The organism is Janthinobacterium sp. 61 (assembly GCF_002846335.1).
In the GTDB taxonomy this organism is placed as follows: Bacteria; Pseudomonadota; Gammaproteobacteria; order Burkholderiales; family Burkholderiaceae_D; genus Janthinobacterium.
Genome location: NZ_PJMQ01000001.1, coordinates 2,799,426 through 2,821,034, shown reverse-complemented (window position 1 = coordinate 2,821,034; position 21,609 = coordinate 2,799,426). Strand labels below are relative to the sequence as shown.

Genomic DNA, 21,609 nt, shown 5'->3' with positions numbered 1-21,609 from the left:
TCTAGCCAGGGTAACGCCATCGGAATCTCGGAAACATCCGCAATCACGTGCTTGTCCTTGCCGTAGTTACTCAGCTTATTTTCTTTGAACTCCACGCAGGCATGTGGCATCGAGCCTTCCACAAGGTGCGAACTGCCCAGCAGCGCGGCTACGCTGTGCTGCCGGTGAATTACCGGGGGGCGACGGGCTTCGGCACGCAATTCATCTCGGCCGGCGACCTGCAGTGGGGCCGCACGATGCATGACGACCTGCTTGACGCGGTGCAATGGGCCGTGACGAGTGACGTGACCTCGGCCGACAAGGCGGCCATCATGGGTGGCTCGCATGGCGGCTACGCCACCCTGGCCGGCATGGCATTCACGCCGACGACCTTTGCCTGTGGCGTCGACATCGTCGGCCCGTCGAACCTGTTTACCCTGCTGAAACCATCCCGCCTTACTGGGAAGCGGGCAAGCAGCAGTTTTACAAGCGCATGGGCGACCCGGCCACGGAAGAAGGCAAGGCGCTGCTGATGGAACGCTCGCCGTTGAACTTTGCGCAGAATATCCAGCGACCGCTGCTGATCGGCCAGTGGGCGAACGCCCCCCGCGTCAACGTGGCCGAATCGGACCAGATCGTGGCAGCCATGGCGGCGAAGAATATCCCCGTCACGTACGTGCTATTTCCCGACGAAGGCCACGGCTTTGCCCGGCCCGTGAACAACATCGCTTTCAATGCGGTGACGGAAAACTTCCAGGGCCTATGCCTGGCTTGCCGCGCGGAACCGATCGGCGCCACGCTGAAGGCATCCACCGCGCAGGTCAGGCACGGCGCCGAATTTGCGCCGGGTTTGCTGGAAGCGATGCGCTAGGTGGCCTAAGCTACATGGTAGTTGCGGTGCCGGCGGCCGGGCTTGATGGCCCGAGCGGCCGCATTGCTGCCGAGCGCAGATGGGGATAATTGCATGTTAAAAGTTGTGCCAAAGAGGCAATGCTTCCAGTAGAATAAATCGTTGCTTCAATCACAGCGTTCATGGAATGGAATACCTGCAATGATGAATGTATTGACTCTGGAACACTTCGCCACGCGCGTCAACGATACCTTTATCTCTGCCAACGACGGGAATGCCGCTTTCATCTTGAAGGAGGTGTGTCCCTTGCAGTCCGCCACGATCGAGGGCATGCTGCGCGCGCCGTTCAGCTTGTTGTTCCATCATAGTTCCCCCATCCTCTTCAACCAAAAGATCTTTCTGCTGCAGCATGATGCGTTGGGCGAGGTTGGCATCTTCCTGGTGCCGGTGGCGCGTGATGGTCAAGGTTTCCTGTATCAGGCGGTGTTCAACTAAAGAAGGGGCAGGCCAGGCATTGCCGCGATGGCATTGCCTGTCCCTGTATAGATGTAATTAGCCAAATGCAGGAAATTCACCTTGCAAGGCGATACAGAAGTTCAATGCCAGCAGCGGCTGACGATTTTCGTGTGCCTGGTTGCCTCCCGCGGGAGAGATCGCCTCGGCAGCAAACGTGGTGGAAGGGGCTGCCGCCGGCAAGAAAGTATTCACGCTACCGATGGTAATCAAACCGTCATTAGTCAATGGAACATTGTGTTGCAAGCTCGTATTCGGTTGACGCGCAACAGTGAGCTGATGGGTGTGGCCGGGAATTTGCGTCACATCGAGTTGCACGCTTTCGCTGCCGAATGTGTCGCCTATGGTGCGTGCTGTCAGGGCTGGCCCCTGACCCTGGCCGCAGGGCGCGCGTCCCGTGAAGTTGGGCAATTGGAAGGTTGTTACTCCATCTCCACCATATTGCGTGCCGATCAATGAGAACAGGGCGGTGTATTGACGTATCTGCAGGGTGGCGCCATTACAGCTGGCCCAGCCAGCCGGGGCATAATTGAAGCCAAAGACTTGTATCTCGCCGAGGAATGGTGATGTCACGATAGGTTCTCCTGGTCAGTTTGGTTGGCAATGCGCACCTGTGGTGGTGCCTTGTCTGCACGGAAGCTGTTACTGCTGGGATGGATAAATGCCGAACGCAGCGATACAAAATGATGCGGTCAGGGTTGGCATCGTATTGTCGTGCGGCTGATTGCCGCCCGTATAAGTGATTGCGGCCTGCGATAGTGGATACGAGGTGAGGCCAGCCAGGCTGCTGGTGTACATCTTGTCGTTATTGGCCGGAGCTGCCAGCAGCAGGCTACTTGCCGGTGCAGAGGCAGTGGCCAGTGCACTACTCACATTGAATTCATGCGTATGCTGCGGCAATTGGGTCGCCAGCAGAGTCACTTGCTCGGTACCGCCATTCTGGCCCAGTACCCGTGTCGTCAATTGTGGTCCCGTGCCCTGGTGCACAGGAACCTGGCCGCGCAGGTCAGGCACGCCGAAAGTGCTGACGCCATCGCCGCCAAAGGTGGTCCCCAGCAAGGTGAACAAGGTTTCATTGTCGGCAATCGATACCGAGCTGCCATCGCAGGCCAGCCAGCCATTGGGAATACGGGGAAAGGCAAACAGGCGGATCTCGCCTATATAAGGTGTGCTCATGGCTATCTCCGGGAATGGTGGCTGGATTAATTGCGGCTAGGGTAGATGCCGTTCAAGGCGATGGAGAAATTGATGACACGGAATGGCTGCATGTTCGGATGCGGCAGGTTGCCGCCCGTCGTGCCCAGAGTCTGGCTCGCCAGCGTCACCCTGGCGCCCGATGCACTGCCATAAATGGCTGCCGTGCCACTATCGCCAAATAGCGCGTTGCTGGGATTCTTCAAGGTCGCTGCCGTGCTCAAGGCAGTGGCGGTATGTAAATGCACGGGAATCTGAGTCACTGTCAAGTTGACAGTTTCTACGCCGGCGCGGGTACCTAAGGGATAGTTGCTGGGTTGCCATGTTGCATCGACCGATGGACCCGCATGGATGGGCACAGTTCCTTGTAAATTAGGCAATCCAAATGTCGTTGTGCCATTGCCGCCGTAGGTAGTCCCCAGCAGTGAAAACAGGGCTTGATTTTGCTGAATAGGCAGAATTTGCCCGTTACAGAGTGCAAAACCGCGCGGTGCAAATGCGAATCCGCTCATCATTATTTGTCCAACATAAACATCAGCCATTTTTGTTCTCCAGGTGTCAAGTGGGGGGTTCCGGTGTGATTGCTTATATTTCAAATTTGGCACTATTGTTGTTTTTTAGTATGCTCCTTTTTCCAGTTGCTTTATTAGCTACGCAAGGTAGCATACGTTGACATAAGACAAGTGTAAATATTTGTTGTCCCGGTGGAATGTGTTTTTTAGCATCATTTGTGATTCAGATTCCTATCCAATTCTGGTTCAAAAAAATTCTGCGCGGGAGAAATAATGTTATTTCTTTGCAACGGCATATTTCATCGTTTGCTTCGCCTCTTTTCTCATTTTCTTCCCGCACATCATCGACAGCAAATAATTGGCACTGGGGCAGGCGGCGCCAGCTTGATGTCCAGATTAGAGTCCAGTTCGATAAAACTGTTAGCCTGGCTATGCCTGCTGATGTTGGCCTTGAGCAACAGCCCAGCGCAGGCGGCAGGGCCCAGTATAGAGTGCCCTCCCAACCAAAGCTTCACGGTGGCTTCAGGCGCAGTCCACACGATAGACCTGTCAGGATGTACGCCGTTCGGCTTTACGGGTATGCCCGTGCCGCCTTCGCATGGCAGTATCCCTAACGTCGCGGGTAATGGCGACGGCATCGTGTATTACACCAATAATGGTGACGGAGCTACTTCCGATACCTTTACCCTGAGGGATGACATTGCTGGTGATATCATTTTTGTAGTGACTATTTTGCCACCATCTAGCCCCATCACGGTGACGCCTGCAAGCTTGGCCGCTCCTGTGATTAGTGTGAGCTATAACCAAAATATTAGTTCAACCGGTGGCATCGCTCCTTATTCCTACACTCTCTCCTCCGCCTTGCCGGTAGGGATGAGTTTGTCGTCCACCGGCATTATTTCCGGCACACCGAGGGAGAGCGGGGTGTTTGTATTTGGGGTGCAGATCGCGGATTCGACCATGCCTACAGCGCTCACTACCACCAAGAATTATTCATTTACGGTGGCCGCACCTGTGCTGGCGATTACGCCAGCAAGTCCGCCCGCAGGAGCCGTGTCACAGACTTATAGCCAGCAGTTCAGTACCAGCGGCGGTACCTCTGGCTACACTTATGTGGTGGAGTCCGGCGCCTTGCCGACAGGCTTGAGTTTGTCAGGCAGCGGCCTGTTGTCGGGGACGCCTACTGCCACAGGCACTTCTAATTTTGTCTTGAAATCTACGGACAGCACGGCTGGCGGTGGTCCTTATTCCAAGACAATCAGCATCAGCCTGACGATCAATGCCGCACCTATCCCTACGGTGGGCAGTATTTCGCCCTCCACTGGCTCCACTGCGGGTGGCACCAGCGTGGTCATCACCGGTACCAACCTGACGGGTGCAGGGGCTGTGAAGTTTGGCGCCAGCAATGCCAGCAGCTTTACAGTCAATAGCCCCACACAAATTACAGCCACTTCGCCTGCTGGCACTGGTACGGTGGATATCACCGTCACTACCGGCGGTGGCACCAGCGCTACCAGCGGTGCAGACCAGTTCACCTATGTGGCGGCACCGGGGGTCACCAGCATTTCACCCACATCCGGTCCGTCGACGGGCGGCACGACGGTCATCATCACTGGCTCGAATTTTGGCGGCGCGACGGCGGTGACGTTCGGCGCCACGGCGGCGACCGGTTTCACGGTCAACAGCGCCACGCAGATCACGGCGACGGCGCCCGCGGGCTCAGGCACGGTCGACGTACGCGTCACCACGCCAAACGGCACCAGCGCCACCAGCGGGGCCGATCAATTTACCTACTTGGCGGCACCCGTACTCACCAGCATTTCGCCCACCTCCGGTCCGTCGACGGGCGGCACCACGGTCATCGTCACCGGCTCGAATTTTGGCGGCGCGACGGCGGTGACGTTCGGCGCCACGGCGGCCACCGGTTTCACGGTCAACAGCGCCACGCAGATCACGGCGACGGCGCCAGCGGGTTCCGGCACGGTCGACGTACGCGTCACCACGGCGGGGGGCACCAGCGCTACCAGCGGGGCCGATCAATTTACCTATGTGGCGGCACCTGTGGTCACCAGCATTTCACCCACCTCCGGTCCGGCGACCGGCGGCACGACGGTCATCATCACCGGCACTAATTTTTCGGGCGCGGTAGCTGTCACCTTCGGCGCTACGGCGGCGACCGGTTTCACGGTTAATAGCGCCACGCAGATCACGGCGACGGCGCCAGCGGGCAGTGGCACGGTAGACGTGCGCATCACCACGCCAGGCGGCACCAGCGCCACCAGTGTTGCCGATCAATTTACCTATGTGGCACGGCCCGTGGTGAGTGGCATTTCGCCCACCTCCGGTCCGTCGACGGGCGGCACCACGGTCATCGTCACTGGCTCGAATTTTGGCGGTGCGACGGCGGTGACGTTCGGCGCCACGGCGGCCACCGGTTTCACGGTCAACAGCGCCACGCAGATCACGGCGACGGCGCCAGCGGGTTCCGGCACGGTCGACGTACGCGTCACCACGGCGGGGGGCACCAGCGTTACCAGCGGGGCCGATCAATTTACCTATGTGGCGGCACCGGTGGTCACCAGCATTTTGCCCACCTCCGGTCCGGCGACCGGGGGCACGACGGTCATCATCACCGGTACTAATTTTTCGGGCGCGGCAGCTGTGACCTTCGGCGCCACGGCGGCGACCGGTTTCACGGTCAACAGCGCCACGCAGATCACGGCGACGGCGCCGGCGGGTTCCGGCACGGTCGATGTGCGGATCACCACCACGGGCGGTACCAGTGCCGCGGTTGCAGCGGACCAATTCACGTATGTGGGCGCGCCAGTGGTGAGCGGCCTGTCGCCAGCGTCCGGTCCAACGACGGGCGGCACCAGCGTCACGATCAACGGCTCAGGCTTTTCCGGCGCCACGGCGGTGACGTTTGGTGCCACGGCGGCGAGCAGCTTCACGGTCAACAGTGCCTCGCAGATTACAGCGACGGCGCCGGCTGGCACCGGCACGATCGATGTGCGCATCACCACGACAGGCGGCACCAGCGCTACCAGCGCGTCAGATCAGTTCACCTATGTGGTGGTACCGGCTGTCACCGGCATTGCGCCCGCTTCCGGCGCCATCACCGGCGGCACCAGCGTCGTCGTCACCGGCACGGGCTTTGCCGGCGCCACGGTGGTGCGATTCGGCAGCGCCAATGCCACCAGCTTCACGGTCAACAGTGCTACGCAGATCACGGCCACCAGTCCATCGGGCAGCTTGGGCGTGGTGGACGTGAAGGTCACTACGGTTGGCGGCACCAGTGCCAGCAGCGTGGCGGATCAATTCACGTATATCCCGACCGGTGTCATCACGTTTGCGACACCGACTGCGGCTTCCGTTCCATTGGGGAATAGCTTTACCAATGCGGCTACTTCCAGCCTTGCGGGCGGCAGCTATGGCGCCATCAGCTATACCAGTTCGAATGCGGGCGTGGCGACCGTCAGCAGCTCTGGCGTCATCACGCCCGTTGCCGCTGGTACCAGCAGCATCACCGCGACGCAGGCCGCAGTGGCTGGCGTGAATGCCCAGGCAGCGCAAAGCTATGCCTTGACGGTGACATCCGCGATGGACATCACGCCAGCCAGCTTGCCGGCCGCCACAGTTGGTACCGCTTACAGCCAGCAATTGACGGCCACCGGCGGTATCGAATCATACGCTTTTACGGTTTCCGGTAGCGTGCCAGCCGGTCTGGCGCTGAGCGCAAGCGGTGTGCTGAGCGGTACGCCAACGGCAGCCGGTAGTTTTGCGCTGACCGTTCAAGTGAAGGATGCACGTCAGTTCACGGCGACGAAAAACTATACCTTGACTGTAGCTTCGGCAACGCTCGCTCTGATGCCAGCCAGCCTGCCCAATCCGACGGCGGAAGCGGCCTACAGCACCACCTTGACGGGCACGGGCGGCACGGCGCCATATAGCTATGCCGTGGTTGGTAGCTTGCCTGTCGGCCTGAGCCTGAACGCAGCGACGGGCGTACTCTCCGGCACGACGAATGTGGCCGGCAGTTTCCCGTTCAGCATCAAGGTCACGGATAGCAGCACGGGTGTAGGGGCACCATTCAGCGTCAGCAAAAACTATACGCTGACGGTGGCCGCGCCAGCCTTGACGCTCACGCCCTCCAGCCTGACCGGCATTCGCGCCGGCGACGCCTACAGCCAGCAGTTCACGGCAGCCGGCGGCATCGCGCCCTATGCATATTCCCTGAGCAGCGGCACCTTGCCAACCGGCCTGGTGCTTGATGCGGCGACCGGCATCGTCAGCGGCACGCCGACGGTGGCGGGCAGTTACAACTTCACCTTGCAGGCCAGGGATGCACACCAGTTCACGGTGCAGCAAGCGTTGACCCTGCAGGTGAACCAGGCGCCGCCACCGATTGCCAATGAAACGGCGACGACCTCGGTCAACCAGGAGTTGAGCCTGACCATCGCTTCCACCGATGGCAGCCCGATCACCGACGTCACCATCGTCACGCCGCCGCGGCATGGGCGCGTCACGGTGGTATCGACGGGGGCGTTGGCGCGCATGGCGCGCGCCGTGGGCGCGAGCTTCAAGTTGACGTATGTGCCGAATGCCGACTACTTTGGTCCTGACGCCTTCAGCTACACGGTCACGGGCCCTGGCGGCACGTCCGCGCCGGCCACGGTCAGCGTGACGGTGGCGCCGCAGCCAGTGCCCGTGCCTGTCGCCAAAACGGCGACGGTATTGGCCGGCACGCCGGTGACCCTGCATGTGACGGAAGGCGCCACCGGCGGCCCGTTCACGGCAGTGGCCATCACCACGCAGCCCGTCAGCGGCACGGCAACGGTCAGCGGCATGGATATCGTCTACACGCCAGGCATCAACACCAGCGGCGACATCAGCATCGGCTACACCGTGTCGAACGTGTTCGGCACTTCGGCGCCGGTGAAATCGACGATCAGGGTCAATCCGATGCCGCAAGTGCTCGACCAGAGCGCCACGGTGGTGGCCGGCCTGACGGTGACCGTCGATCTCACTGCGGGCGCCACGGGCGGTCCGTTCACGGCGGCCAATGTGCTCAGCGTCACGCCGGCGGAGGCGGGCAAGGCGGAGGTGCGCGACGTGGGCACGGCCGGCAAGCCGTCGTACCAGCTGAGCTTTGCTGCGTCGGGCAAGTTTGCCGGCGCGGCTGTCGTCAGCTACACCCTGAGCAATGCCTTTGCCACCTCGAAGCCGGGCGTGGTCAACGTGACCGTGACGGCGCGTCGCGATCCGTCGCTCGATCCGGAAGTGATCGGCTTGCAGGCGGCGCAAGCCGATGCGGCACGGCGTTTCGCCAGCGCGCAGCTGTCGAACTTCACGCAGCGCCTGGAAAGCCTGCATGGTGACGGCTGGGGACGTTCCAACTTCGGTCTGAGCATGACGCCGCCGAACGACAGTGGCAACCCGACGGCGGCGCTGGCGCGCTGGCAGGAGCAGGAAGCAGACCGCGTGTTTGGTACGGCCGTGAAACCATATATGCGCAAGGCAGCCTTGCGCCAAACTGATACTGGTTTCAGTAGCGACAGACAGGCGGGCGGTGTGGATGTCGGCCAGGCTACAAATGGCTTGCCGGACATGCCGCAGAAGCCGGACAGGCAGAAGCAGGCCTTATCGCTGTGGCTTGGTGGCGCGGTCGATTTCGGCCAGCACTATGTGAATGGCCGCGAGACGGGCTTCCGTTTCCGCACCAATGGCGTCAGCGTGGGCGGCGATTACCGTCTCAGCGACCTGGCCACCCTGGGCGTGGGTGCCGGCTTCAGCCATGACCGCAGCGACGTGGGCCAGAACGGCAGCCGCAGCACGGCCGACAGCGCCGTGGCGGCCGTGTATGGCACCCTGCGCCCAAGCAAAGGCGTCTTCCTCGACGGTGTGCTCGGCTATGGCACCTTGCAATACGACGCCTCGCGCTACCTGAGCGATGGCAGCGGTTTCGCCACGGGTGAACGCGACGGCAAGCAAGTGTTCGGTGCAGTCGTCGGCGGTATCGAGATGCGCCATGAAACATGGATGTGGTCCCCATATGGCCGGGTGGAACTGATGTCGGCCAAGCTCGATCCGTACACGGAGAAGGCGGCGGGCATCAATGCCTTGAGCTACTTCAAGCAAACCGTGCGTTCGCGCATCGGCGCGCTGGGTGTGCGGGCCGAGGGCTTGTACGTGGGAGGCCTGGGCACGTGGTTCCCGCGTGCGCGGCTCGAGTACCGCCACCAGTTCCAGGGCGCCGATGATGCGCGCCTGGCGTATGCCGACCTGGCGGCGGACGGTCCCGTGTATGTGATCCGCACCTTGCCGCAGCAGACGGGCAACTGGACGGCGGGGCTGGGCGTGAAGCTGCTGCTGTCGAATGGCATGACCATCACGCTGGACTACAACAGCAATCTGAATATCGATAGCGGGCGTACCCAATCGGTGATGTTCGGTATCGCCATGCCGCTGAAGTAATCAAGTAGCAAGGACAAACCTGATCGCCGGACCGGAAAAAAACCGGCCCGGCGATCTTTTTTGAGGCTATGTCAGCGTCAGGAGTGGTGACGATTCCATCGCCGCCACCACCTGCAGCAAAGTATCGCCGAAGCCGCCCCTTGCCCGCGCATGGCGGCGGGCACTGGTGGTGACGCGCGGTGCGGCGCTCCAGGCGATGTGCGCGCCGCATTCTTGCAGCGCGGCGACCATGGCCACGTCCTCGCTGCAGGCCAATGGCGCAAAGCCGCCAGCGCGCAGGTAGGCACTGGCGCGTACGCCGAAGTTGGCGCCATGGATGTGGCGGTGGCCGTCGGCATCGGTGTAGGTGTGCGCGAAGTGCTGGCGCAGCGCAGCGGCGTTTGGCCCATGCGGCGACCAGTCGTCCACCGCCACAGTGCCGCAGACGGCATCGGCGTCCAGGCCCAGTTGGGCGCTCAGCCAGGAGGGCGATACGCGCGTATCCGCATCCGTAAAGGCCAGCCAGCGGGCACCGCGCTGCAGCAGTTGCTGCGCGCCGGCCGCGCGCGCGGTGCCCACGTTCTGCGCATTGATGGCGATGCAGTCGAGACGCCAGCGCAGGTCCGCCTGCATGGCATGCTCCAGCACGATGCGCTGCGACTGGTCACTGCAGGTATCGAGCACGATGACGATGCACACCGCCTCGCCATGCAGCAAGGGACAGGTGGCGGCAAGGCGTAACGCTTCCAGGCAGGCGCCCAGGCACGCTTCCTCGTTATGCACGGGTACGACGACGCCTATCATGCGAAGCCCTCGCATTGCGCCACCGAGCGCATATCGTTCGACCAGATCCCCAGCAGAAAGTCGGTTTCTTCGTGGCGCAGCACGCGGTGCAGGCCGGGCGCATCCTGGAACGCCGCATGCACGCGCACGGTTGAGATGATGCGCTGCGCAAACGGCGCGCGCCAGTGGCACAAGACGATGCTGCCGCCCGGCGCCAGGCTGGCAATGCTGTGTTCGACCACGCGTGCCAGTTCTTCCGGGGACAGGTAATAGGCGATCTCGCTCAGGACGATCAGGTCGAATTTGTCGGCGCCGGGCAGGATGCGCGGCCAGTCCTGCGGCAGCCGGTGCTGCGCGAGGACGACGTTGCCGCCGCATCCCGCGTCCAGCAGGCGCTGCTGCGCCAGCCGCAGCGCTTCGGCCGAAAGGTCGGCTGCCAGCACGCGGTCGCAGCGCCGCGCCAGTTCGAGCGTTAGTTCACCATTGCCGCAGCCTGGTTCATAGGCGTGGCGGTAGCGCCGCTGTGGCAGGCTGGCCAGCAGCAGGGCGCGCTTGCGCTCTTCGTACCAGCGCTGGCGCACCCGCCACGGGTCGGCATCCTGGCGATACAGTTGTTCGAAATAGCTGCCGCGCTGCTCGTCCGGCATGAAAGATGCGTTCATAGAAAATACACCTCCCAGGCATGCAGCAGGCGCCGCAAGGCGTCGCCGGCGACGATGGCGGGGCGGCCCGTCAACGGATCGTCCTGCATCTGGCTGGCGAAGCAGTGCAGGGCGTCGCGCTTGCGCTGCAGGATATGGGCTGGCAAGGGCAGGCGGTGTGCGCGATGCCACGGCACGCGCATGTCGCCCGGTGCGGCCCAGTGCCAGCCCCAGATGGGCATTTCCACCAGGGTGACGCCGCTGGCCGCACATGCCGAAGCGCAAGCCCGGCCGCATGCGTCATGGTCCGGGTGGCCGTCCAGGCGCCAGGTGGTGAAGACTCTGTCGCCGGGACGCAGCTGCGCTGCCAATGTGGTGCTCAGGTGTGGTGTCATGCCGGCCACGCCGCCATCGGGCAGGTGCAGGCGCAGCCATGCGGGCGACGCCAGTCCCAGTGCGGCCAGCGCCTGCGCGGACTCTTGCGGGCGTACCTGGCGCAGGCGATCCTGTGGCCAGAGCGGCGAGCCCGGGTGGCTGGCGTCGCCATCGGTGACGGCGATGAGCAGCAGTTCGCTGCCCTGCGCCGCCAGCAGTTGCAGCAAGCCGCCGCAGGCGAGGATTTCATCGTCGGGATGGGGCGCGACGATGACGGCGCGCGTCCCTGGCGGCACCAGTGCGTGCGCGCTGATGGTGGGCAGGTCGTTCAACCCCCGCCAGGATAGCCATACATGGTCCGGCGTGCCGCTGCCTTCGATGCGGCGCGCATGCGTATCGGGATGGGCGAGCATGTCAAAGTGCCCACGGGTGGTCTTCGGCGCCGGCGACGATACCGCCCAGCACGGCCTGATCGCGTTCGGCGTGGCTCTGGCGCAGAAAGACGGGCAGGTCGGCCGCCAGGCGTGCAAAGCGGGCATCGCGGCACAGGGGGCCGGCGCCCAGTGCACGCGTGGCCAGGTGCAGGACTTGGGTGGCGGCGTCTTCCACCGCCAGGCGCAGACGCAGGGCCAGGCCCATGGCGTCGCGCTGCGGCTGTGCGTCGATTTCGGCGGCGCCTTCGCGCAGCAGGGCGCCGGTGGCGCGCAATGCGCAGTCGATCTGGCCCAGTTGCGCCAGGCGCACGGGATCGGGGGCAGCGTGCTGCGCGCGCGCATGCAGGTGGCTGGCGACGGCGCAGGCCGCGCCATACCAGGCGGCTGCGATGCCGGCGCCGCCATGCCAGAAGCCGGGGCGCTCCAGGTAGGCGCCCGGCGGGCCCACGGGAAAGGCCCGCGCGCCGGAAAAGGTCACGTCGACGCTGGCGCAGGCTAGCATGCCGACGGCTTGCCAGCCTTCATCCGTGACGTGCACTCCCGGCTGCGACAGCGCCACGGAGGCCAGGCAGGCCTGGCCTTCCTCATTCCAGCAACTGACCAAGGCGTGGCTGAGTCCATTCGCCCCCGAGCACCAGGCCTTGCGGCCATCGAGCACATAGCGGCCATCGGCCGCCTGCTGCAACTGTACGCGCGCGCCCGGCATTTCCGCGCACCATACGCCCCAGTTGCTGCCGGTCGGTGCGCCGGGCCCGTCGATCTCCGCCAGGATGGCCAGCGCATCGGTATGGCCCTCGTACAGCTTGAGCAGAGAAAGGTCGATGGCGGCGATGGCGGCCAGCATTTGCCAGCGCTGCAGCGTGGAGCCGTGGCCGGGCAGGGGTAATTGATCCAGCCCCGCGTCGCGCAGACGCTGCAAACCTTCGATGGGGTGGAAAGCGCTGTCCTGTGGCTGCAGCAGGGCGGCCAGTGCAGCGTTGGACGGTAGGGGAAAGGCATTGGGCGGCATGGCAAGCTCCTGTTTTTCAACAGAATAGCTTTGTATTTTCGCAATGTATGTTCGATTCTGCACATACACTCGCTAATGGCCTCAAGTCGATGCGGCGGCGGGCGGGATGGCGCGGCTGTGGCAAGCTGCAGGGCCGGGCGGCCCCACAGCAGATCAAGCGTTTATTTTTTGACGTAGTGCATGTCCAGCACATACGCGCCCTTGTCCAGCATCACCGTGTACAGGTCGTTAGCGCGCAAAGACAGGCCGCCGGGGACGCTTAATGCCGGCTGCATGCCGTCGTCCTGCATGCAGGAAGCGCCATTGTCCACGTCAACGCACCAGTTGTTCTTGCCATCCATCTGCACATATTTTACGGTAGTACCGCTCCTCAGGAACGTATAGGCCGGGACCGACGAGGTGATCTTGTCGACGCGCAAGCTCGTTGCTGTGGCGTTTTCCGCCAGCTTGATCAGCATGTCGGCTGTGCCATCCGGCTTGCCGGTGATCGTCGCGCTCATGCCGTCTGTCGCGACCACGGGGCCGGAGCAATCGGCCTTGAAGTACGTTTCGCCGGTCGGCGTCAGTTCCAGCGAACCGCTGCCGTCGCTCTTCAACGCGATGACGAGCAATTGGCGGTCGTGATGGTCGCAGGCCGACTGCCAGGTGCCGACATACGCGGCCAGCGGCGAAGTGCTGCCGGACTCGCCGGCAAGCTGTTGCACCGTACCGCTGTCACCACCACCGCAGCCAGCCAGGAGTGTTGCGGCCGAGCCAGCCAATACAGCCAGTAATTTTTTCATTCATCATCCTTTTTCATCCGGCAGCAGGGCGTGCCGTCAACGCGGCCTGATTATAGGATTATTAATCAGCGGCAATTCTCGCCGAATCTATCGCTGACTTGATTTGGATCATGTCGCGGTGACGCGCTGAACTGCACGGGGCCGTTGCAATCGGGAGCTGGCGGTACTGGTTTTCACAAGCGGGTTGCCAAGTATCAACATAAGCGGCCAGTGCAGGAAGGGGCGCGAGCACCACTGGCGGGACAGCGACGTCAACACTACCGGCACGGCCACCACCACCACAGCCAGTCAAGACCACTGTGGCAGATACCATTAACAAAGCCGATCTTTGTGGCGGGATATGAATGCAATCTCAAGTGCTGCCATTAAATGACGGCGAGAAGAAACGGGTGGAGTGCCGCGCATAATCATGAATGAAGCACGTATTGATAGGGGCGCATATACAGAGCGCCATTGTCTTGCGAATGCAGCAGGTGAAGGGAATGCCGGCGCCTGATAATGGCGCCGGCCGCCGCCAGAGATGGCAGGCTTAAAATTCTTCCCAGTCATCCCCTGCCGGTGCCTTGGCGGGCGCACGCTGTGCCGCTTGCGGCTTGGCGATGCTCAGGCGCTTGGCGGGCGCCGGTGTTGTTGGCGTGGCGGCGCGCGGCGTCGCCACGCTTGCTGCTGGTGCCGCCTGGCGCACCTGCTCGCCCAGCTTGAACACGCTGACCACCTCGGCCAGATGGCTGGCCTGGTCTTGCAAGCTTTCGGCGGCCGCCGCCGCTTCCTCGACCAGGGCCGCGTTTTGCTGCGTCACGCCATCCATCTGCGCCAGCGCCTGGTTGACCTGGGCGATGCCGTCGCTTTGCTCGGTGGTGGCGACGCTGATGTCAGCCATGATGGCGGTGACCTTGCGCACGCTGTCGACCACCTGCTCCATGGTGGCGCCCGCTTCATCGACGAGTTTGCTGCCTGCAGCCACCTTGCCCACGGAATCGTCGATCAGCAGCTTGATTTCCTTGGCCGCCGCGGCCGAGCGCTGTGCCAGGTTGCGCACTTCCGTGGCGACGACGGCGAAACCGCGCCCCTGTTCGCCCGCGCGCGCCGCTTCCACGGCGGCGTTCAGCGCCAGGATATTCGTCTGGAAGGCGATGCCGTCAATCACACTGATGATGTCGACGATCTTGTTCGACGAGTCATTGATCGAGGTCATGGTGGCTATCACCTTGCCGACCACTTCGCCGCTCTTTTGTGCCACGCTGGACGCGGAAGCTGCCAATTGATTCGCCTGGCGCGCATGGTCGGCGTTTTCCTTGACGGTGCCCGTCAGCTCTTCTACCGAGGCGGCCGTCTCTTCCAGCGAACTGGCTTGCTGTTCCGTGCGGGCCGACAGGTCGTTATTGCCTTGTGCAATTTCCGCGCTGGCGCGGGCCACATTGTCAGCGCTGGCTTGCACTTGCAGCAGCACGGCGTGAATCTTTTCCACGAAGGCGTTGAAACCCTTGCCGATGACGGCCAGCTCGTCGGTGCCCTTGACTTCCAGTTTGACGCGCAGGTCGGCGTCGCCGCTGGACAGGTCCGTCATGGTGCGGCCCAGGGTGCGCAGGGGGCGCGTCAGCTGGTTGACGACGAGGATCAGGATACCGGCCGTGGCTGCCGCGCACAGCAGGGCGACGATCAGGGTGTAGGTCATCAGCTCGCGCGCCGAGGCGGTGGCCACGCTTTTCGGGAAGTTCAGTTCCACGCTCCAGGGCGCGATGTCGGGGTGGATCTGCAGCGGCTGCAGCAAATGGATGTAGCCTTGGTCATCCTCGTATTCATACGCCTGGCCCTGGCGTACCTTTTCCAGACCGGCGGCCGGCACGTCGTCGGCCTTCTTGCCCAGCCGCTCAGGCACGGGGTGGCTGGCGTACAGGCCGCCGTTCGAGATCAGCGCCAGCTTGCCGCCCTCGATCACTTTCAGGTCGGCCAGGATTTTCGCCAGGCGCGTGAGCATGAAGTCGGCGCTGGCCGTGCCCTTGAAGCTGCCGTCGATCATGATGGGCGTCACCAGCGAGGCCATCAGGACATTCTTGCCATCGACGGGGTAGATATACGGTTCCGTAAAGAAGGTTTTACCCGTGCGCTTGGGCACGTCATACCAGTCGTTGGCGCCCGGTTTCGGATCGAAGACGATCGGTTCGACTTGCAGCTTGCCGCCGGCGCCCCGTGTCCAGTAGGGCATGAAGCGGCCGCTGGCGTCGTAGTTCGGTTTTTGGTTGGCAAATTCCGCATCCTTGCCGTCGAGCGCGTTCGGTTCCCACGTTACGGCCGCGCCCAGCAAGTCTTCCGAGCTGCTCAGGGTGGCCTTGGTCAGTTCATTGATCTGCTCGCGCTGCAGGGGCAGGTTCGCGCTTTTCGTGCCGCGCATGGCGCCGGCCAGGCTGCTGACGCTGGCCAGGTTGCTGGCGATGCGCGCCTGCAGAGCGCCCGCCACTTCGCGCGCCGACGTGTGCGCCAGTGCCAAAGCGGCTGCCTCGGCGCTGGCGCTGCTCTTGTAGCCGATCACCGTCGCCGTGACGCCCAGGCTGAGGATGGCGAGCGCGGTAGCGGCGACGCAGATTTTGCTGTTGAGAGAAAGTTGCATGATGCTGTTCCTTGATGGGGATGTGTATCGGTATCTTGGGCGGCGCGTGTGGCGCGCCTAGAACGTCTTGCTGATGGCCACGACCAGCGTGGCGGCGGCGGGGTTGGACGTGTCAAACTGGCCGGCCGCATTCGGGATACCCAGGGTGTAATGGTCGTAGGCATCGGTGGCGCCCCAGGCGCGCGTGACGGCGGCGCCGGCGCTCCAGCCGCCGTCGAAGGTTCTGGTGACGCCGACCTTGGCGTCATGCCAGTTCCAGATGGCATTACCCGTGCCCGCCACCCGGCCATTGCCGGCGTGCAGGTTCAAGGTCCAGGCATTGCCCAGGTCGACATTCGCGCCCACGTCCAGGTAGCCCGTGCCGCGCGCATTCGTGATGCCAAAGAAGTTCGGCGTGACGGTATGGTTGTACTTGGCATACAGCATCTTGTAGCTGAGGCCCAGCGACAGTTCGCCATAGTCGTACTTGACGCCTGTGGCGCGGTAGACGGCGCCCGGATACTTGTAATAGTACGTCAGCACGCTGTAGCCCAGTTCGCCTACCGTGCCGCTGTAGCCGCCATACAGGTCCCATTCGATGGTCGCGTCCTCGATATAACGGTCGCTGACGCTGGAAACCCAGGTGCCCAGCGACCAGCCGCTGGGGTGCGCGTAGTCGGCACCCGCTTGCAGCGCAGGTTTACCCCAGGTCTGGCGAAAGCCGCGTGAAATGTATTGCGAGGTGAGGCTGGCATTGGCGCTGAAGGTGGCGGCAGCGCTGTCCGTGGTCTGCGCCTGCACGGGCATGGCGGCGAGAAGGAAGACACAGCCCAGCAAGGATGTTCCACGAAAATGGCGGTTCGATGGCATGGCAGTCGGCTCCGTATTTGCCGGCAGCGGCCGTCCAGGCACGTTGCCCTGATGGTTGCAATAAATAAATGCGGAATGGACTTTGCGCAAGCAAGGCGACGCCGTGTGCATGTTCGCAGGAACATGCACACATTCTCACCAAACGTAACCGAAAGGATAGGGGCTAGGGCTAGTGGAAGTCAATAAAGTTGCGCTACGGAAATCGTAAGTTGTTGTTTCCTGGAACTTTTTCATGCTCCTGTCACATTCGGCCTGCCACGGCAGACTGCCTGTTGCAAGCTGGCCAGCAAGCCGGGCAGGGCCGCATGCAGGGCAGGCAGCTCGCCATCCAGTAGCTCGGTCTGCGCCTCCACCAGGCCCGATGGCTGGCCCCAGACGATTTTTGCGCTCAGCCGGGCGCTGGCGTCGAGTCCCGTGACGCTGACCAGCAGGGCGACTTCTTCCGGTGCATCCTCGGGCACTTCCCCTAGCAGGCAGGAAATGCCGAAATGATAATCCTCGAAAGCGCTGGCCGTGCCGCTGGAAAAGGCGAACACGGAGGCGAGCACCTGAGGCGCAGCGGCCACGAGTGGCGGCAGGGCGGCGCGGAACAAGGGCAGCAAGTCGTTTTCCAGCTGGAGTACCAGCGGATGGGTGTGGCTAAGGACGGTCATGCGAGAGTGAAGTGAGTGGCGGCGCGCGATGGTAGCAGTTTTTGCCGCCTTTGAGTTCATGTACTGGTCCTACCAGTGGCCTCCATCGTCTTCGCTGGTGACGCGCGTACGGACGAAATCGATGTGGCTTTGCATGGCCGTGCGCGCCTCCTCGGGCTGGCTGGCGCAGATGGCCTCGCACAGGGTGCGGTGCTGCGACAGCAGTTGCAGCGAGGTGGCGTCGTCCTGCTGGCGCAAGCCCGTGCCATTGATGGTGATATGTTCGCGCAGCATGCCGATGATGCTGGTGTGCAAGTGCAGGAACATGGTGTTGTGCGACGCTTGCGCGATGACTTCATGCAGCCGCGCATCGGCCTGCGCCTCGCCGTGCTTGTCGTCGCTGGCGCGCGCCTGTTCCAGCTCCGCCAGCAGCGCCATGATCAGCGCGCGCTCGCCGGTGCTGGCCCGTTGCGCCGCAAAATAGGCTGTCGCTCCTTCCAGCACGCGGCGAAATTCCAGGATGTCGTCGCGCAGGGCGGGGTGGTCGGCCACCAGCTGGCTCCACGGCGAGGCTATGCCGGTGCGCAATTGATCTGTCACAAATACACCGGCGCCGCGCCGGCTGCGCACCAGTCCCCGCGCCGCCAGGCGCTGCACCGCTTCGCGCACGGTATTGCGCGAGACCCCATATTGCAGCGCCAGCAGGCGCTCGGCCGGCAGTTGCGCGCCCGCCGGCAGGCTGCCGTCCAGCAGGGCTGTCTCCAGCCTGCGCATCACCATTTCGACCCTGCCCCGCGTTTGCATGCCTGTCGCCATCGCTGTTGTCTCGTTTGTTGTTTTCAAGTGGTCCGAGCAATTTGAAGTGGCTCGCGGAAGCTGGAATTATGCGTGAACCGGTCATTCTTAACAACACACAGCGGCGCCGCAGCAACATGCAGAGCGCCGGGGAGACACACTCATGCAGCCAGACCCGCGCCAGCCACGCCAGTATCCGCCCGCACCGCTCCAGGTGTACCTGTTCGCCACCTGCCTGGTCGACCTGTTCGTGCCGCAGGCGGGGCTCGACGCGGTGCGCCTGCTGGAGCGGGAAGGCTTGCTGGTGCATTATCCGCGCGGGCAGAGCTGCTGCGGCCAGCCTGCCTACAGCAGCGGCAACCCGGAGCAGGCGCGTGCCGTGGCCCGCGCCCAGCTCGACCTGTTTGCGCAGCCCTGGCCCGTGATCGTGCCGTCCGGTTCCTGCGCCGGCATGATGCGCCACCACTGGCCGCAGCTGTTCCAGGACGACCCGGTCGCTGGTCCCAAGGCGTTGGAGCTGGCCGGACGCGTGTATGAACTGAGCGAATTTCTCCTCTGCGTGCTGAAACTCGACCTGGCCAGCCTGGCCCTGGCCGACCCCGGGCAGGCGGATGAAAACGTGGTGCTGCATACCTCGTGCGGCGCGCGCCGCGAAATGGGCACGCGCCAGCACGGCGTGGCCCTGGTCGACGCCTTGCCCGGCGTGACGCGCATCGAACATCAGCGCGAATCGGAATGCTGCGGCTTTGGCGGCACGTTTTCATTGAAGCACCCGGACATTTCCGGCGCCATGGTCAGCGACAAGATCGCTTCGGCTTGTGCCACGGGCTGCGACCGGCTCGTCTCGGCCGACTGCGGCTGCCTGCTCAATATCGGCCACGCCGCGCAGCACCAGGGCGCGCCGCTGCCCGTCGAGCACCTGGCCAGTTTTTTGTGGCGCCGCACGGGAGGCGCGGCATGAGCGCGGCCCTGACTGCCCGCGAACGCATGCTGGGACGGCTGCGCGCAGCCAAGCCCGCCTCGCCTGTGGCGGTGGACACCATCGACGTCGCCATCGACAGCCACTACCAGGCACGCCGCGCGCAAGCGCCGCAGTCGCCGCACCAGCAGATGGCCGCCATGCAGGCCGCCTTGCGTGCCGCGCATGCGCAAGTCGATTGCGTGAGCGCAGACGCCTGGCCCGCCATGCTGGCGCAGCGCCTGGGCGCGCACGGCGTGCACCGTCTGCTGTTCGATGCCGGCAGCGCCGAAGGGCGGGCATTGAACGCCGCCTTGCCGACCGGCGTAGAAGCGCTGTCTTTTGAGCGTCCCCTGGCGCAATGGAAGGGCGAGTTGTTCGATAGCGTCGACGCGGGTTTCACGGTCGCCCGTTCGGGTATCGCCGCCAGCGGCACCCTGGTCATCGCACCTGACGCAGCCACGCCGCGCACGGTGTCGCTGGCGCCACCGCTGCACATTTGCCTCGTGTATGCGAGCACCCTGCACGCGGACTTGCACGCGGCGGCGCGCGCCGAGCGCTGGGCGGACGGCATGCCGGCCAACCTGGTGCTGGTGTCTGGCCCCTCGAAAACGTCCGATATCCAGCAAACCCTGGCCTATGGCGCGCACGGCCCGCGCTGGCTGTGGGTGCTGATCATCGATGACTTGTCAGCCCATGAAGGAGGCCAGCCATGAACGCCAAGCCCTTGCAATTCGTCAAACCGGCAGACTTCCACGCGCGCGCGCGCGCCGCGCTGGAGGACCCGAAGCTGCGCCAGAGCTTTCGCGGCGCCATGGATTTTTTACAGGACAAACGCAGCGCCCAATTCCCCGATGGCGATGAGCTGGAGCGCCTGCGCGACATCGGCGAAGCTGTGCGCCAGCACGCGCTGGCGCGCCTGCCCGATCTGCTGGTGCAGCTGGAAGACAAGCTGACGGCGGCCGGCGTGCAGGTGCACTGGGCCGAGGATGGCGAGCAGGCCAACGCCATCATCCACGCCATCGCCCAGCGCAATCAGGCGACGCGCTTCATCAAGGGCAAGTCGATGGCCAGCGAGGAAATCGAGCTCAATCACTACCTGGAAGCGCGCGGCATGACCTGCCTGGAATCGGACATGGGCGAGTACATCGTGCAGCTGGCCGGCGAGAAGCCGTCGCACATCGTCATGCCGGCGATTCACAAGACCCGCGCGGACATCGCCGGCCTGTTCGCCGAGCATATCCCCGATGCGCCCTACACGGAAGACGTCGATAGCCTGATCCAGACGGGCCGGCGCGCCCTGCGCCACGCCTTCGTCGAGGCCGATATCGGCCTGTCGGGCGTGAACTTCGCGGCGGCCGACACGGGCACCCTGTGGCTGGTGGAAAACGAGGGCAATGGCCGCCTGACGACGTCCGTGCCGGAGGTGCACATCGCCATCATGGGCATGGAAAAGGTGGTGGCCAAGCTGGAACATATCGTGCCGCTGGCGAGTCTCCTGACGCGCTCCGCGACGGGGCAGGCGATCACCACCTATTTCAACCTGATTTCCGGCCCGCGCCGCGCGGGTGAAAAGGATGGGCCGCGCGAAGTGCACCTGGTGCTGCTCGATAACGGCCGCAGCCAGGCCTACGCGGACGAGCAGCTGCGCGCCACCTTGCAGTGCATCCGCTGCGGCGCCTGCATGAACCACTGCCCCGTTTATACGCGCATCGGCGGCCACGCCTACGGCACCACGTATCCGGGGCCGATCGGCAAGATCATCTCGCCCCACTTGCTGGGGCTCGCCGCGACGGCCGACCTGGCCACCGCTTCCAGCCTGTGCGGCGCCTGCGGCGAAGTGTGCCCCGTGCGCATCCCGATTCCGCAACTGCTCGTGCGCCTGCGCACGGAGGCGAACCGCAATCCCGGCGAACAGGTGGCCCATCCGCTGCGCGGCCAGGGCGCCAAGTTCAGCCGCGGCGAAAGCCTGATCTGGCGTTTCTGGAGCGGCGCCTTTGCGCGCCCCGCCAGCTACCGCCTGTTCCGCTGGGCCGCCACGCGCCTGCGGCTGCTGACGCCGCGCGCGCAACTGGGCTGGACGCAGCACCGCAAGCCTTTGACGCCGGCGCCGCGCAGCCTGGCCGACCTGCTCAACGCACGGGGGCAGGAAGAATAGCCCCGCCCGGCAGCACCGAAGCACCGCAAAAAACACGCTACACACAATTACATCAAAAGCCGTTTTTTTTACTCAACCCGCATC

Annotated in this window: 19 protein-coding genes; 7 read left to right on the top strand and 12 right to left on the bottom strand. The window is 63.7% G+C overall.

Going from position 1 to position 21,609, the window contains the following annotated elements:
* The first annotated feature begins 101 nt into the window (after positions 1–101).
* The 3 genes from CLU92_RS28285 (at position 102) to CLU92_RS12965 (ending at position 1,324) form a co-directional block, all read left to right on the top strand.
* On the top strand, positions 102–512 hold the full coding sequence (locus CLU92_RS28285) for a S9 family peptidase (RefSeq protein WP_257561077.1): 411 nt from the start codon (positions 102–104) through the stop codon (positions 510–512).
* Entirely contained in the window at positions 473–850 is a 378-nt protein-coding gene (locus CLU92_RS28280) for a S9 family peptidase (protein ID WP_257561076.1), read from the top strand. Before CLU92_RS28285 ends, CLU92_RS28280 begins: the two co-directional genes overlap by 40 nt.
* Positions 851–1,030: 180 nt before the next feature.
* Positions 1,031–1,324: a hypothetical protein gene (locus CLU92_RS12965; protein WP_257561075.1), complete on the top strand. Its 294-nt coding sequence runs from the start codon at positions 1,031–1,033 to the stop codon at positions 1,322–1,324.
* Positions 1,325–1,381: 57 nt separating this feature from the next.
* Here the strand turns inward: CLU92_RS12965 and CLU92_RS12960 are convergent, their stop codons facing one another.
* The 3 genes from CLU92_RS12960 to CLU92_RS12950 form a co-directional block, all read right to left on the bottom strand.
* Complete coding sequence (locus CLU92_RS12960; protein ID WP_101482218.1) at positions 1,382–1,915, bottom strand: phage tail protein; 534 nt, start codon at positions 1,913–1,915, stop codon at positions 1,382–1,384.
* Between the two features lie 69 nt (positions 1,916–1,984).
* On the bottom strand, positions 1,985–2,518 hold the full coding sequence (locus CLU92_RS12955; RefSeq protein WP_101482217.1) for a phage tail protein: 534 nt from the start codon (positions 2,516–2,518) through the stop codon (positions 1,985–1,987).
* Between the two features lie 26 nt (positions 2,519–2,544).
* Positions 2,545–3,078, bottom strand: a complete 534-nt coding sequence (locus tag CLU92_RS12950; protein WP_101482216.1) for a phage tail protein — start codon at positions 3,076–3,078, stop codon at positions 2,545–2,547.
* A gap of 243 nt (positions 3,079–3,321) precedes the next feature.
* On the opposite strand from CLU92_RS12950, the gene CLU92_RS12945 reads away from it, so the two are divergent.
* The gene (locus CLU92_RS12945) at positions 3,322–9,522 is read left to right on the top strand and encodes an IPT/TIG domain-containing protein (RefSeq protein WP_101482215.1); all 6,201 of its coding nucleotides are present in this window, start codon (positions 3,322–3,324) and stop codon (positions 9,520–9,522) included.
* A 66-nt stretch (positions 9,523–9,588) separates the two neighbouring features.
* Here the strand turns inward: CLU92_RS12945 and CLU92_RS12940 are convergent, their stop codons facing one another.
* The 9 genes from CLU92_RS12940 to CLU92_RS12900 form a co-directional block, all read right to left on the bottom strand.
* Positions 9,589–10,305, bottom strand: a complete 717-nt coding sequence (locus tag CLU92_RS12940; protein ID WP_101482214.1) for a glycosyltransferase family 2 protein — start codon at positions 10,303–10,305, stop codon at positions 9,589–9,591.
* The gene (locus CLU92_RS12935) at positions 10,302–10,946 is read right to left on the bottom strand and encodes a class I SAM-dependent methyltransferase (RefSeq protein ID WP_243857981.1); all 645 of its coding nucleotides are present in this window, start codon (positions 10,944–10,946) and stop codon (positions 10,302–10,304) included. The genes CLU92_RS12940 and CLU92_RS12935 overlap by 4 nt, the downstream gene beginning before the upstream one ends.
* The gene (locus tag CLU92_RS12930) at positions 10,943–11,713 is read right to left on the bottom strand and encodes a PIG-L deacetylase family protein (protein WP_101482212.1); all 771 of its coding nucleotides are present in this window, start codon (positions 11,711–11,713) and stop codon (positions 10,943–10,945) included. The genes CLU92_RS12935 and CLU92_RS12930 overlap by 4 nt, the downstream gene beginning before the upstream one ends.
* Before the next feature lies 1 nt (position 11,714).
* Positions 11,715–12,743: an acyl-CoA dehydrogenase gene (locus CLU92_RS12925; RefSeq protein ID WP_101482211.1), complete on the bottom strand. Its 1,029-nt coding sequence runs from the start codon at positions 12,741–12,743 to the stop codon at positions 11,715–11,717.
* 161 nt (positions 12,744–12,904) lie between these two features.
* The gene (locus tag CLU92_RS12920) at positions 12,905–13,525 is read right to left on the bottom strand and encodes a hypothetical protein (protein ID WP_101482210.1); all 621 of its coding nucleotides are present in this window, start codon (positions 13,523–13,525) and stop codon (positions 12,905–12,907) included.
* A 529-nt stretch (positions 13,526–14,054) separates the two neighbouring features.
* Positions 14,055–16,133: a methyl-accepting chemotaxis protein gene (locus tag CLU92_RS12915; protein ID WP_101482209.1), complete on the bottom strand. Its 2,079-nt coding sequence runs from the start codon at positions 16,131–16,133 to the stop codon at positions 14,055–14,057.
* 57 nt (positions 16,134–16,190) lie between these two features.
* A complete protein-coding gene (locus CLU92_RS12910) occupies positions 16,191–16,982 on the bottom strand; it encodes a TorF family putative porin (protein WP_180338508.1) in 792 nt (263 codons plus the stop codon).
* A 230-nt stretch (positions 16,983–17,212) separates the two neighbouring features.
* Positions 17,213–17,635, bottom strand: a complete 423-nt coding sequence (locus tag CLU92_RS12905; protein WP_133990018.1) for a hypothetical protein — start codon at positions 17,633–17,635, stop codon at positions 17,213–17,215.
* A gap of 69 nt (positions 17,636–17,704) precedes the next feature.
* Entirely contained in the window at positions 17,705–18,418 is a 714-nt protein-coding gene (locus CLU92_RS12900; protein ID WP_257561074.1) for a FadR/GntR family transcriptional regulator, read from the bottom strand.
* 154 nt (positions 18,419–18,572) lie between these two features.
* Here CLU92_RS12900 and CLU92_RS12895 point away from each other — a divergent pair, with 154 nt between their 5' ends.
* From CLU92_RS12895 to CLU92_RS12885, 3 genes are read left to right on the top strand one after another with little or no spacing between them, the layout of a single operon-like run.
* Positions 18,573–19,370 (top strand): (Fe-S)-binding protein, encoded by a 798-nt coding sequence (locus CLU92_RS12895; RefSeq protein ID WP_101482206.1) that lies wholly within the window; start codon positions 18,573–18,575, stop codon positions 19,368–19,370.
* Complete coding sequence (locus CLU92_RS12890) at positions 19,367–20,083, top strand: LUD domain-containing protein (RefSeq protein WP_101482205.1); 717 nt, start codon at positions 19,367–19,369, stop codon at positions 20,081–20,083. The genes CLU92_RS12895 and CLU92_RS12890 overlap by 4 nt, the downstream gene beginning before the upstream one ends.
* Positions 20,080–21,525: a LutB/LldF family L-lactate oxidation iron-sulfur protein gene (locus tag CLU92_RS12885; protein WP_101482204.1), complete on the top strand. Its 1,446-nt coding sequence runs from the start codon at positions 20,080–20,082 to the stop codon at positions 21,523–21,525. Before CLU92_RS12890 ends, CLU92_RS12885 begins: the two co-directional genes overlap by 4 nt.
* Positions 21,526–21,609 lie beyond the last annotated feature (84 nt).